This window comes from uncultured Maritalea sp., assembly GCF_937139385.1.
Lineage (GTDB): Bacteria > Pseudomonadota > Alphaproteobacteria > Rhizobiales > Devosiaceae > Maritalea > Maritalea porphyrae_A.
The window spans coordinates 1-13,669 of record NZ_CAKZPW010000029.1 but is presented as its reverse complement, the minus strand read 5'-3'; the positions used below and the strand labels follow the sequence as shown (position 1 = coordinate 13,669).

Genomic DNA, 13,669 nt, shown 5'->3' with positions numbered 1-13,669 from the left:
CTTTTCCGCGCGAGAAATCTCGCCCGTGATTTCAGTTTTGCGGGCAGGGTCCAACCGCAGTTCGGCGAGTGCCAAAAACTGCTCAGCCTCAATTTCACGCAAACGCCCGATCCGAGATGCGGCATCGGCGGAAAGCCGCGTCATTTGTTTTTCTTCGCGCCGAATGTCGTCCAGTGCGCGGTCTAGTGAGCGCAAGGCTTCGGGGCCAGAGATTTTTTTGTTGCGTCTTACCATTGTGTTATTTCACCGCCCAAAACTGGAAGCACATAGTCAACGTCCATATAGCCATATTGCTTAAGGCCCATAATGTTGTTTTGGACAATGCCGTCGTCCAATTTGTCATCTCGAACGCCATTAAACACCACCTCAGAAACGCGCACGCCCCATTGGCTGACCTGCTCGGCCTGTCCAGTTTCTTCGTTGATTATAGATTGGACCTGTGTCTCTCCATCAGTGCCGATCGCCTCAACAATGATGTAATAGTTTCGGGTATTTTCATTGACATCGGGGTAGGTCCAAACACCGGTATCTGAGCCTTCCCGATTGACGATCTGCAATCGATATTCACCCTGAAGTTGGGTGAGCGTCGTTGACAAATCTGCAACCGCCTTTTCGGCGCGTTGCAGATCGGAAGCCGCCGCCGCTGCCTTGCCACGCTCAACAGTTTCAGTTGCAGAAACCACTGCGCTTTCAACCTTTGCAACTGAAGTTATTTGAGCGAGCAATTCGTCCATCCGAGCGGGCAATTCAACTTGCACCCGTTCAATCGATGCTTGGGCCTGACCAGCAACATATGGTTTGTAGGCGAAATTATAGCCTACAATTCCAATGAGGGCGGCCAATGCAACAAATAGGGCTTGCTTGCCCCAATGTCGACGCGACACATAAAGGCGGGCCAAAAAATAACCCAAACCACCAGTTGGTGGTGAATAGGCAAACCGCGCTTCATTTAGCGCGGAAACCCCTTCGCGTAATATGCGGTCCGGCACATCAATGCCTTGCTGACGATAGACCTCACGTAAGCGCTCCATCAGCGCACTGGCACGATCTTCTTCGCCCAATTCACGGGCCACTAAGTTTTCGCTATGGCGCAGTGTGTCCACCACATCCATTGCCAGCATCACTTCATCAAGTGGGGCCGCCTTTTTCGTTCTCGTTGTCGTCATTCAGCTCAACTCAATATGATTTTGCGATCATGCGTACCGGACCGTATTGGCGCTAGCCTTTTTGCTCAAGCAAAATGGTGTTGCCTTCAGCCGCCAGTTTTGACAACCGCTGCTTTCCATCTTCAACAGCATCGCGAATTTCAGCTGAATTTCGGGTAGACTGCTCGCGCATTTCGTTGATGATGGAACGTGACTTCTCTTGGAAGTTCACAACACTATCGACCAATTTCATAACGGCGTCGGCGCGAATGGTTGGGCCGTAACCCGCTTTAAGCGCTTCTTCTTGTACTGTGTCCCCAATGTCCGCCAATGTTTCAAGGCTTTTTGACATGCCTTCTTTCATTGCGTTCAGCGTTTCAGTGCTCTCGTGCAAACCAAATAGGCCAGTGAAGGACGCGCTCAATGCGGTCAAAACCGTCTCGTTTGTCGAGAAGAATGAAATTGATTGCTGATACACACGCTCTTTGGCGTTTGTAGTTTGTGCCAAACGGGCCATCACAACTTCTGAGGTGTTGTAAGAAATAGTCAGATTGTCTGAAAGATCTTTTGCGATCTGGTAGCGACGCTCTTCATTTTGCATTTCCCGCAAACGTTCGTCGCGGGCCATTTCTAATCGTGCCCGATCCGCTGGCGTGCCATCAGCAAAGTTCTCAAGCTCTGTGGTCGCTGCCGACAGTGCGTCTTTGCGTTCTTGCAAGTGTACTTCAGCTTTTTCAAACACTTCCAAAGCCATAACTTCAGACTGTTTCAACGCGCCGCGGAAATCGCGATAGGCTTCCAAAATCGTATGTTCGCGGTCAATTTGGTCTTTTGTGTCTTTTGTCACATCCAGATAAATCGTGCGGATTTTATCAAACCGGGCGGGGATGTCGCCGCGCGTCACTTTCATCCAAACATTGGATGCGCGTTCAAGCATATCCAATTTACCATCTGCAAGCTGGTCAACCATGCCCTTCGCGTCATCACGAATGCTATCGAATCCTTTGGTGATGTCTTCGTAACGCTCGCCAATGCTCATGGCAGCAATTTGCTCACGCACCACTTCATTGAAAATGCTGGCCTGGTTGAGGGTGCGACCAATTAGAATTACGCGGGTTTCGTCTAGCTCTGTAATTTGTTCCAACAGCGCGGTTATTGGTGCTTCTTCAACATTTTCAGGCCATAGACCCATTTCGCGAATTGCGCCCATTGCTTTGTCCAAATATTGCAATGGCTTTTCAGCAAGTTCAGTTGACATGATGATACTTCCCCGAAGTTTGTGGCCTTTACGCCGCTAAATTTTTGCCTTGTAAGCTTTTTACAGCTAACGATTGACAGCTTGCAACCATGTTACCATGTGTTTGTGATATTGTGTCATTCTCGCTCAAGGTAAAGGGTTTCCATGAAATTTGTTGGACATTACATCATTTCAGCGCCGCGCGAAGCGGTCTGGAATGCGCTAAATGACACGAAAACCCTTAAGGCCTGTATTCCGGGGTGCCACCATATCGAGTGGGTCGATGACAAAAGTCTTGAAGCCACGATAAAGGTCAATTTGGGTGTTGCCAAACCAAAATTCGTCGGTGACCTGTCCTTATCAAATGTGGATCCTGCGCGCAGTTATACGCTTTCTGGGCAGGGGCGTGGCGGCCTTTTGGGTTTGGCGAAAGGGTTCGCTGACATTGAGTTGGATGATCACGGCGAAGGGTCAACGCTTAAGTTTACCGCCTATGGCGAAGTGTCAGGTTCCATTGAAAAAATCGGCTCCAAACTGGTCAGCGGTACAGCGCAGAAGGTGATTGATCGTTTCTTCGAGCATTTTGCTGAGCAATTTGGCGCAACTGCCACGCCGATTAATTCTCTGGAATAGTCAACATGCGACGCTAAGCTGCGTTCTATTCTTCCCCTCACACTGCTATAACATCAATGTGTGTTGCACTTGTTTGACTGCAAATGCATTTGTGGCCAAAGTGACAAACAGGTTTTGAGGGAATATGTTGAAAACGCTTGCAAAAAATCTTGCCGTAATAAGTTTAGCCTCTAGTGCCATATTGGCCGGAACGGCATATGCTGAGGACGTCAACCCAGCTGATTGGCCTTCCGTCGTCAAAGCGGCAAATGGCCAAGAAGTCTATTTCAACGCTTGGGGTGGGGCACCAAACATCAATGCCTACATCGCCTGGGTTGGTGAACGCGTAAAAGCTGAATATGGCGTTACCCTCAATCATGTTAAACTAGACGACACTGCCAACTCGGTGAACCGTGTTTTGACCGAAAAAGCGGCTGGTCGCAATCAGGGCGGATCGGTTGATCTTATTTGGATCAATGGCGAGAATTTTGCATCGATGAAACGCCAAGGCCTGCTGATCGAACAAAATTGGTCTGAGCAATTACCCAACTACAAATATGCTGACGTTGCGGGCAAACCAACGCTGACCTACGATTTTACAGTGCCAGTGGACGGTCAAGAAAGCCCTTGGGGTATGGCGCAGCTCACGTTTTATTACGACAGCGCATGGCTTGAAACGCCGCCAACAAGCCTAGAAGCTTTGGCGAAATGGGTTGAAGAAAACCCAGGTCGCTTCACCTACGCATCGCCGCCCAATTTCATTGGCACCACGTTCCTCAAGCAGGTGCTCTACGGTACAATCGCGGATCAATCCCTGTTGCGCGCCCCGGTGGTTGAGGATGATTTTGATGAAGTAACTGCACCGCTTTGGGCCTATCTTGATCGCCTAAAACCAAATCTTTGGCGTTCGGGCGAAGTTTATGCTGCGGATACAACACAGTTGAAAAATTTGCTGGCTGATGGGGAAATTGGCATCGCTATGACATTTAATCCCGGCGAAGCGTCTTCAGCGATCAACGCGCAAGAATTGCCACAAACGGTGCGTTCATTTGTGTTGGACTATGGCTCAATGGGCAATTCGCACTTCGTTACCATTCCCTATAACGCGAACGCAAAAGCCGGAGCGATGGTTGTGGCAAACTTTATGTTGTCCGCACAAGCCCAAGCCCGCAAAGCCGATGAGAATATCTGGGGTGACCCCACGGTGCTGGATGTGAATTCACTTCCAGCAGAAGGCAAAGCGCTGTTCGATGCACTTACGCGTGGGCCTGCAACTTTGGCCGCAGATGAGTTTGGCGCAACCTTATTGGAGCCAGACGCAAGCTGGGCGGTAAGGCTTGAGGAAGAGTGGGCAAAACGCCACGTGCGTTCTAACTAATGAAAACAAAAACCAAAGGCTGGGGCGATCCACTTGTTTTCGCCCCAGTTTTCATGATTGTGGCCCTCTTGGGGCCTTTGATTGCTGGGCTAGCAGGTGTGTTGCTACCCGCCTTTGGTTTCTTTCCTTCGCTTGGCGGGGATCAATTCACATTCAGCTATCTTCAAGACGTCACCCATAAGCCGGGTTTTTGGCAATCGGTTCGACTGTCGATATGGATTGGTGTGGCCACCACATTCCTCTCGTTGGTCATTGTAGTAAGCTCTTTTGCATCGCAGTGGGGGCGCAACAGTTTTCGTCGTATAACGCGGTTTATTTCCCCGCTTATGTCTGTGCCTCACGCCGCGGCAGCATTTGGTTTTGCATTTCTTATTGCACCATCGGGCTGGCTTATGCGTTTGCTCTCGCCTTGGGCAACCGGTTTTTCCCATCCCCCAGACTGGCTGATTATCAACGACCCAGCGGGCAATGCACTGCTGATTGGGTTGGTCCTTAAGGAAATACCGTTCCTTTTCTTGGTTGGTTTGTCCGCGTCCAGTCAAATCAATGTGGATGAACGACTTAAGGTTGCACGTTCGCTGGGGTATGGCCGTGTGTGGAGCTGGTTCACTGTTGTCTTTCCTGCTTTATACAAACAGATGCGACTGCCAGTATACGCGGTCATTGCCTTTTCATCATCTGTAGTTGATGTGGCTCTGATTTTGGGGCCGAATTTCCCTCCTATGCTGCCCGTCCAATTGTTGCATTGGATGAATGATCCCGCGCTTGAAATGAGGTTCGTTGCCGCAGCTGGCGCTGTGTGGCAATTGGGGGCAACACTTGTTGCTTTGCTGATTTGGCGTATTGGCGAAGCATTGATCGCTTACATCGGGCGCCGTGCCGCAATAAATGGCCAACGTCACAAGAATGATCGCTGGTTTCGCGTCACTGCAACAACTGCCATGAGTGCCGTTGTGGTGATATTCGTCTTATCATTGATCGTTCTAACGATTTGGTCGATAGCCGGGTTTTGGCGTTTTCCAAATGCCCTGCCGTCCAGTTTCACCCTCTCAAGATGGGCCAATAATGCCAGCGCACTTTGGGTGCCCATAGTCAATGCAATATCAATTGCCATGACGTCCACATTGATTTCGCTAGCGCTCACCATCGCTTGCCTAGAAAATGAGTATCGCCATAATATTCAATTTACCCCAAATGCCATGCGCATTCTCTATTTGCCGCTAATTGTGCCGCAAATTGCATTTCTGTTTGGCGTTTCCGTGTTTCTCGTGCGCTATGGGCTCGACGGTAGCTTTTGGCCTGTGGCATTGGCACATACGATATTTGTCTTACCCTATGTGTTTCTTTCGATGGCTGCGTCATTCCGAAGTTTTGATTTGCGTTATTTACAGGTGGCAACTTCGCTGGGCGCATCGCAGAACAAAGCTTTATTGTTTGTGCGCTTGCCCATGCTGTTGAAACCAATATTGCTGGCAAGCGCATTGGGCGTGGCCATATCCATCGCGCAGTATCTACCAACCCTACTCATAGGGGCGGGGCGCGTGCCCACCATCACAACAGAGGCGGTTGCACTTGCCGCAGGGGGCGATCGACGGTTAATAGGCATATATGCATTGGTGCAAACTCTTTTGCCCGCGATCGGTTTCGTTGGCGCGACATTGCTGCCGCGTTTCCTGTTCCCAAATAGAAAGTTCTTTCGGTAGTTATGTCAGACACAAAAACCGAAAATGCCCTCTGCCTAGAGAATGTCCGCCTGTTTCATGACGGCAGCAAATTGCTTGATCTGAACGTGACCATCCAACCGGGTGAGGTTGTCACGGTGATGGGCGCATCAGGATCGGGAAAGTCTTCACTCCTAAATCTCATTTCTGGTTTTTTGCCCCCCAGTTTTAGCTATACGGGGCGTGTGGTGCTAGACGGTTTGGACATAACTCATGCTGACCCTGCGGATCGAAAAGTGGGGTTGATGTTTCAAGACCCATTGTTGTTTCCACACCTAAGTGTTGAAGAGAATTTGCTGTTCGGATTGCCAGCCAAAGGCGACAAAACTGAGCGCTGCGAAAAAGTGCGCGCGGCCCTGGGCGCTGTGAACATGGCAGAGCTGGGCCACCGTGATCCGCTCACACTTTCAGGGGGTCAGCAATCCCGCATTGCCCTAATTCGTGTTTTGCTGTCAGAACCCAAAGCCCTGCTGCTTGACGAGCCGTTTTCCGCACTTGATTCTGGATTGCGCGACAAAGTGCGCGAGTTTGTGTTCGCACAGGCTAAAATCAAAAATCTACCCACACTTTTAGTAACCCATGACCAACTTGATGCAGACAAATCTGGCGGCCAAATAATCACACTTTAAAATTTTACTATTTAGTAAAACACTATGGTTTTGCTCGCTAAAGATGATGTGTTTGACCAATCGGTCAAAAAATACTTGAATTATTCTCTCACACCCGCTAACGATTGAGGGGTGCAAGCTGGCGTTTTTGCTTGCGGAGGAACCTATAAAGCGCTTGAATTAAAAATATCAAATGGACGCATCGAAGGTTTTTAGACCTCTCGGTGTTAAACCATATGACGACGTGACAAGGGAGATATTCATGACCGTCCATAAGAAGATTTCTAGTGGTGCAAAAGCCATTATTGGCGTAGCAACTTTCACTGCTTTGATGACAGGTGTTGCGTTTGCTGACCCAGCGCTCATTTACGATGCTGCTGGCAAAAACGATAAGTCATTCAACGAAATGGCTTGGAATGGTGCAAAAGCCTACGCTGAGGCGACCGGCAACTCATATCAAGATCTTGAAATTCAAACTGACGCACAGCGTGAGCAAGCTCTTCGTCGTTTTGCACAGCAAGGCGCAAGCCCAATTGTTGTACCAGGCTTTACATGGTCTGAGCCACTAACAGTTGTTGCCCAAGAATTCCCAGACACACACTTTGCGATTATCGATAGTGTTGTTGACCTACCAAACGTGCGTTCTGTTCTGTTTAAAGAACAAGAAGGTTCATTCCTTGTAGGTGTTTTGGCTGCAATGAAGTCTGAAACTGGCACAATTGGCTATGTGACAGCATTTGACTTCCCACTATTGCAAGCATTTGGTTGTGGCTACGTTCAAGGTGCCAAAGCAGCGAATGCAGACATCACTGTACTTCAAAACTTTATCGGAACTGATTTTGGTGCCTTCAACGACATCAACACTGCCGGCGAAGTTGGCCGTTCACAGCTAGAGCGTGGCGCTGACGTAGTATATGCTGCAGCAGGTGCTGCAGGCGAAGGTGCTTTGCAAGCCGCAGCAGATGCGGGTAAGTACGGTATCGGCGTTGATAGCAACCAGAACTACTTGTTCCCAGGCAGCATGCTTTCATCAATGGTGAAACGCGTTGACGTTGCTGTTCAAGCCGCATTCACCGACGAGATGAACGGTGCTTGGACATCTGGCATTCAGGTGCTTGGTCTTGCTGAAGGTGGTGTAGGTGCTGCTGTTGACGAGCACAACGAGCCACTACTTTCTGACGAAATGAAAGCCGCACTGGCAGATTACACAGCTAAGATTAATTCTGGCGAAATCGTAGTTCACGATTACCGCTCAGACAATTCTTGCCCAGTATCTTAATCGAAACACCGGGAACGGTAACTCGATATGGTTGAAAACCAAATACAAAACACTCAGCAGCCTTCACGGGCTGCTGAGATCGTGCCAGCAATTGACCTAAAAGGCGTATCCAAGTCTTTTGGCCCAGTTCAGGCGAACAAAGACATCAACTTGACCGTCAAGCGCAACTCAATCCACGGCATCGTGGGGGAAAATGGCGCAGGTAAGTCGACGCTGATGTCGATCCTATATGGATTTTATAAAGCTGATGCCGGCGATATATTTGTTCACGGCAAAAAGGTGCAAATTAAGGATTCAAGTCATGCCCTAGACTTGGGTATTGGCATGGTCCACCAGCATTTCATGTTGGTTGAAAATTTTACTGTACTTGAGAATATAATCTTGGGCGCTGAGGGTGATCCGCTCTTGGCTGCCAGCAAGGCTGCGGCGCGTGAAGAACTTGCGCGACTGGCAAAAGACTATGGGCTGAATGTTGATCCAGACGCTATTATTGAAGATTTGTCTGTGGGCCAAGAGCAAAGGGTTGAGATTCTAAAAGCGCTCTATCGGGGGGCTGATGTTCTTATCCTTGATGAGCCAACAGGTGTGCTTACCCCAACCGAAGCTGACCAATTGTTCCGCATATTGGAGCAGCTACGTGATGAGGGAAAGACCATCATTCTAATCACGCATAAACTGCGTGAAATTATGGCCATCACCGACACAGTTTCAGTTATGCGACGGGGCACGATGGTGGGTACTGTTGCTACCAAAGATACATCACCAGACAAACTAGCTGAGATGATGGTTGGGCGTCATGTATTGCTGAAAGTGGAAAAAACTGCAGCGCAACCAGGCGAGAAGGTGCTCGAGGTTGATGGCCTTTCTGTGACCGATGATATCGGTGTGCCACGGGTCAAAAATGTATCGTTTGATGTGCGCGCTGGTGAAATTGTTGGCATTGCTGGCGTTGCGGGAAACGGGCAATCGCAATTGCTTGAGGCAATTTCTGGTATGTTCAACCCGCTCCTTGGTGAAATCCGCATTAATGGCAAGAAGATTAAATTTGATGGTGACGGCGTTGCTGATGAAGTGCGTCGTATGGGGCTAGCCCACGTGCCAGAGGATCGGCATAAAATGGGACTTGTGACCACGTTCGAGGAATGGGAAAACTCCATGCTCGGATATGATGATGATCAAAAGTTTGGAAATGGGCCCTTTTTGTCGGTCAAAGCGGCGCGCGAAGATGCCATCAAACGAATTGAAATGTTTGATATTCGGCCACAAAATCCACGTTTGAAGACAGCGAATTTCTCGGGCGGAAACCAGCAAAAAATCGTGTTGGCCCGTGAAATGGACCGTGACCTTGATATCTTGATCGTCGGACAGCCGACGCGTGGTGTGGATATTGGTGCAATTGAGTTCATTCATAAGCAAATCATCAAATTGCGTGATGAAGGCAAAGCCGTGTTGCTTGTCTCTGTCGAGCTGGATGAAGTCCGGTCACTTTCGGACCGTGTGCTTGTGATGTTTGACGGTGAAATTGTCACCGAACTCGCGCCAACCGCGAGCGAAAAAGAGTTCGGTTTGGCTATGGCCGGGCTTGACCCAGCCCAACAATAATTTCGGGGGAAATGCAATGAGCGCGAGACAGCCACTGCCAAGTTGGGCATTGAACGTACTTATGCCAGCCATGAATGTGCTGTTGGCCCTAATCGTTGGCGGCCTTGCAGTGGCCATGATTGGCGAGAACCCAATCCAAGCGATGCAAGTGTTGGCCTATGGCGCTTTTGGTAGCGGCTATGGGCTTGGGTTTACACTGCACTATGCCACCAGCCTCACTTTTACAGGCTTGGCGGTTGCCGTGGCGTTCCATTCGGGTCTGTTCAACATCGGCGGCGAGGGCCAAGCCTATGTGGCGGGTCTTGGAGCGATCATGATGGCACTTTGGCTCGATCACACCCATTGGGTGTTCGTGCTTGTTGGTGCAACTGTTGGTGCAATGACACTTGGGGCGTTATGGGCTGCAATCCCTGGGTATCTGCAGGCCAAACGCGGTAGCCATATCGTGATTACGACGATCATGTTCAACTTTATCGCTTCGGCCCTCATGAGCTATATGTTGGCTCAAGTAATCACGAATCCTGGGTCGAACGCTGAAACGCGCACAATTGCCGAAACTGGACGTATTCCGCTGTTGTCTGAGTACTTTGAGTTCTTCAAACACTCGCCCGTAAATATCATGCTGTTCTTTGGCGTTGTAGCGCTGATCGGCGTCTACATACTGCTCTGGCGCACAAAACTTGGTTTTAAAATCCGCACATTGGGTCAAAATCCAGAGGCCGCGCGATACGCCGGCATCTCAGCAGTTTCGATAATTGTGATTGCGATGGCAATTTCTGGCGCGCTGGCGGGCATGATGGCGGTAAACGAAGCTGTGAGCGTTCAGAAACGGCTTGTGGTTGGTTATGTGCAAGGCTTTGGTTTTATCGGCATCGCTGTTGCGTTCATGGGACGGGCGCACCCTGTTGGCATCGTTTTAGCCGCAATCCTATTTGGGGCGCTCTATCAAGGCGGTTCAGAGTTGGCATTTGTTATGCCAGCGGTGCCTAGCGAACTCGTGGTGGTTATCCAAGCGCTTGTGATCCTTTTTTCTGGCGCAATGGATGAAATGTTCAAGCCGGTTCTTGAGCGTGTCTTTGGTGCATTTAGATCAAAGCCTCAAGCCGACAAAGCAGCTGAAATCGAGGAGGCTTAAAATGGGTATCGAAGATATCATTCCGTTGCTCAATTCGAGCGTTCGCTTCGCCGTTCCGCTCCTATTGGCTTGCCTCGCTGGCCTTTATTCTGAACGCTCGGGTATCGTGGACATTGGCCTCGAAGGCAAAATGCTTGGCGCGGCATTTGCCGCGGCTGCGGTTGCTGCGCTAAGTGGCAATGTTTGGTATGGCATGTTGGCGGCTATATTCGTTTCGGTTTGTATGTCGATGATTCATGCGATCGCATCGATTAATCTGCGCGGAAACCAAGTGATTTCTGGGGTTGCGCTAAACTTTCTTGCTTTGGGCGGCACAGTTTTCATTGGGCACTCTATCTTTAAGCGCGGCGGGACAACGCCAAACCTTTCAAAAGACGAACGCATTGGCCCAATCGATTTGCCTTTCGCGGCTGAAATTGGTCAAGTGCCAGTTATTGGCCCAATCTATGAGCAATTGATTTCAGGCCACTCTATCATCGTTTACTTTGCATTTGCAGCGGTGCCAATCACAGCATGGGTGTTGATGAAGACACGCTTTGGTTTGCGGCTTCGCGCTGTGGGTGAAAACCCAAAAGCGCTAGATACAGCAGGTATTTCGGTTTTCCTCCTTCGCTATCAAGCATTGATCATCACGGGCGTTCTATGTGGTGTTGCCGGGGCCTATCTGTCGACATCACAAGGTGCGAACTTTAGTGAAAACATGACGGCAGGTCGTGGATTTATTGCGCTGGCCGCATTGATCTTTGCCAAATGGAAACCCTGGAATGCCCTTTGGACCTGTTTGTTGTTCGGTGTGCTCAGTGCTGCCCAAATTCGCTTGCAGGGCGTTGAATTCCCGCTGATCGGCGAAGTGCCGGTGCAATTCATTCAAGCGCTGCCCTATGTGCTGACTGTGGTGCTGCTCGCTGGCTTCATCGGTCGTGCGGTGCCGCCAAAAGCTGTTGGACAGCCATACGTCAAGGAGAGATAAAATGGATGCGGTAACGCAAGCCCTTTATGATGCGGCCCAAAAGGTGCGCAAGCATGCCCATGTGCCTTACTCGCACTTTCCTGTTGGTGCGGCTATCTTGGCAAATGATGGCAATATTTACGCGGGCTGTAATGTGGAAAACGCCGCTTATCCGCAAGGATCATGCGCAGAAGCGTCTGCAATTTCTGCGATGATTGGTGCAGGGGCGAAGAAAATCCATCGTATCTTTGTAATTGGCAAAGGCGTTGACCCGGTTACCCCTTGCGGTGGTTGCCGGCAACGCATCCGCGAATTTGCAACCGCTCAGACAACCATCATTTGCACTGGCGAAGATGGTGAGGCCAAAAGTTACACAATGGATGAGATTTTGCCCGATAGTTTTGGGCCAGAAAGTTTGGAGGCGGTTAAATGAGTGCCGCCAAAGCGAATGCTGAAATAATCAAAGATCATGCCGGTAGTGAACCAGTTGAGGTTGCTCTGGTTCTTGGTTCTGGATTGTCGGGTGTCGGCGATTTGCTCGATAATCGCGTAGAAATCCCCTATGAAGACCTTGTTGATTTTCCAACCGGTGGTGTGTCAGGGCACGGCAAATCTTTGTTGGTAGGAACGCTAAACGGCAAGCGTATTGCCATTCTTACTGGCCGCGCGCACTACTATGAAGAAGGTCGCGCAAACATTATGCGTGTGCCGCTGGAAAGCATGCGCGAAATTGGCGTGAAAACACTATTGCTGACCAACTCTGCAGGATCGTTGGAAAAAGACATCCCACCAGGCGAATTGATGATGATTTCCGACCACATCAATTACAATGGCCAAAATCCACTTATCGGCGAGCCAACTGACAATAGATTTGTCAATATGGTGGACGCCTATGACCCCCAATTGCGCAAACAAGCCTTGGCCATTGCCGATGAATTGTGGTTGACTGTTAAAGAAGGTATTTATGCTTGGTACTCCGGCCCCAGTTTTGAAACTCCAGCAGAGATTCGAATGATCAAGGGTTTCGGTGCCAATGCGGTGGGCATGTCCACGGTACCCGAAGCGATATTGGCGCGCTTTTTGGGAATGCGGGTTTGGGCCTGTTCATCGATTACGAATATGGGCGCAGGCCTTTCGGACGAGAATATATCGCACCAACATACCAAGGAAATGGCACTCAAAGGTGCCAAAAAACTCGAGCAGTTGCTTGAGAGATTGGTTGGGGAATTATGACCCTAAAGGCAATAGAATTGGACGCACACAACCATAACCATCAGCGCAATCCAGGTTTCGATTTGGATCTAGGATGGTTGCGGCAAGTGCGCATGAATCGCTCGGCACTAGAACGACGTGCCGGGACCATCGGCACAAGACGATCGGTGAAAAAACAATGGCAAGTGGCTTGGCTTTTAAAGGCGATTACGTTCATTGATTTGACCACATTGAATGGCGATGACAGCGCGGGCCGTGTTGAAAGACTGTGCGCAAAAGCACGCCAACCTGTACGGCCCGACATATTGGATTTGCTGGGCGCGAGCACCTTGAAGATCAATCCAGGAGCTGTTTGCGTTTATCACAATTTTGTCGAAACCGCAGTGACAGCGCTTAGGGGTACGGGCATTCCTGTGGCGGCAGTTTCCACTGGTTTTCCGGCTGGGTTAACGCCGTTTGAAACCCGCGTGAAAGAAATTGAAGCTTCAGTTGCCGCTGGCGCAAAAGAGATCGATGTGGTGATTGAGCGCCATCATGTTCTTAATGGCGATTGGCAAGCGCTTTACGATCAAATGAAAGCATTTCGCGAAGCTTGTGGTGATGCACACCTCAAAACCATTTTGGGCACTGGCGAGCTCGCAACCCAAACCAATGTCGCCAAGGCATCGTTGGTTTGCATGTTGGCGGGTGCTGATTTCATCAAAACATCAACGGGCAAAGAAAAGGTCAATGCTGACCTGCAAACCTCTTTGTGGATGATCCGCATGATCCGCTGGTTCCACGAAGGAACC

13 protein-coding genes and 1 pseudogene are annotated in these 13,669 nt (G+C 49.8%); 11 read left to right on the top strand and 3 right to left on the bottom strand.

Translation table 11 applies throughout. From position 1 onward, the window contains the following. From Q0231_RS01315 to Q0231_RS01305, 3 genes and pseudogenes are all read right to left on the bottom strand, one after another. Positions 1–234: pseudogene (locus Q0231_RS01315) on the bottom strand (hypothetical protein); the annotation flags it as partial. Further along, the gene (locus Q0231_RS01310; protein ID WP_299344018.1) at positions 228–1,166 is read right to left on the bottom strand and encodes a DUF6384 family protein; all 939 of its coding nucleotides are present in this window, start codon (positions 1,164–1,166) and stop codon (positions 228–230) included. The gene Q0231_RS01310 and the pseudogene Q0231_RS01315, both read right to left, overlap by 7 nt. A gap of 52 nt (positions 1,167–1,218) precedes the next feature. Next, positions 1,219–2,403: a cell surface protein gene (locus Q0231_RS01305; protein ID WP_269392911.1), complete on the bottom strand. Its 1,185-nt coding sequence runs from the start codon at positions 2,401–2,403 to the stop codon at positions 1,219–1,221. A gap of 144 nt (positions 2,404–2,547) precedes the next feature. On the opposite strand from Q0231_RS01305, the gene Q0231_RS01300 reads away from it, so the two are divergent. The 11 genes from Q0231_RS01300 to deoC form a co-directional block, all read left to right on the top strand. Beyond that, a complete protein-coding gene (locus Q0231_RS01300; protein ID WP_269392910.1) occupies positions 2,548–3,015 on the top strand; it encodes a CoxG family protein in 468 nt (155 codons plus the stop codon). A 124-nt stretch (positions 3,016–3,139) separates the two neighbouring features. Continuing rightward, the gene (locus Q0231_RS01295) at positions 3,140–4,372 is read left to right on the top strand and encodes an ABC transporter substrate-binding protein (protein WP_299344014.1); all 1,233 of its coding nucleotides are present in this window, start codon (positions 3,140–3,142) and stop codon (positions 4,370–4,372) included. After that, positions 4,372–6,075 carry an ABC transporter permease gene (locus tag Q0231_RS01290; protein ID WP_299344011.1) on the top strand — a complete coding sequence of 568 codons (1,704 nt, stop codon included), beginning with the start codon at positions 4,372–4,374 and terminating at the stop codon, positions 6,073–6,075. Before Q0231_RS01295 ends, Q0231_RS01290 begins: the two co-directional genes overlap by 1 nt. A gap of 2 nt (positions 6,076–6,077) precedes the next feature. Continuing rightward, positions 6,078–6,722, top strand: a complete 645-nt coding sequence (locus Q0231_RS01285; RefSeq protein WP_269392907.1) for an ATP-binding cassette domain-containing protein — start codon at positions 6,078–6,080, stop codon at positions 6,720–6,722. Between the two features lie 241 nt (positions 6,723–6,963). After that, on the top strand, positions 6,964–7,980 hold the full coding sequence (locus Q0231_RS01280; RefSeq protein ID WP_269392906.1) for a BMP family ABC transporter substrate-binding protein: 1,017 nt from the start codon (positions 6,964–6,966) through the stop codon (positions 7,978–7,980). 27 nt (positions 7,981–8,007) lie between these two features. Beyond that, positions 8,008–9,582 (top strand): ABC transporter ATP-binding protein, encoded by a 1,575-nt coding sequence (locus Q0231_RS01275; RefSeq protein ID WP_299344005.1) that lies wholly within the window; start codon positions 8,008–8,010, stop codon positions 9,580–9,582. Positions 9,583–9,598: 16 nt separating this feature from the next. Continuing rightward, a complete protein-coding gene (locus Q0231_RS01270) occupies positions 9,599–10,717 on the top strand; it encodes an ABC transporter permease (protein ID WP_269392904.1) in 1,119 nt (372 codons plus the stop codon). A gap of 1 nt (position 10,718) precedes the next feature. Further along, a complete protein-coding gene (locus tag Q0231_RS01265) occupies positions 10,719–11,687 on the top strand; it encodes an ABC transporter permease (protein ID WP_269392903.1) in 969 nt (322 codons plus the stop codon). Position 11,688: 1 nt separating this feature from the next. After that, the gene (cdd, locus tag Q0231_RS01260; RefSeq protein ID WP_269392902.1) at positions 11,689–12,099 is read left to right on the top strand and encodes a cytidine deaminase; all 411 of its coding nucleotides are present in this window, start codon (positions 11,689–11,691) and stop codon (positions 12,097–12,099) included. After that, positions 12,096–12,899 carry a purine-nucleoside phosphorylase gene (locus Q0231_RS01255; RefSeq protein ID WP_269392901.1) on the top strand — a complete coding sequence of 268 codons (804 nt, stop codon included), beginning with the start codon at positions 12,096–12,098 and terminating at the stop codon, positions 12,897–12,899. Before cdd ends, Q0231_RS01255 begins: the two co-directional genes overlap by 4 nt. Next, the coding region (gene deoC / locus Q0231_RS01250) for a deoxyribose-phosphate aldolase (protein ID WP_299343996.1) at positions 12,896–13,669 on the top strand (774 nt) is incomplete at its 3' end. The genes Q0231_RS01255 and deoC, both read left to right, overlap by 4 nt.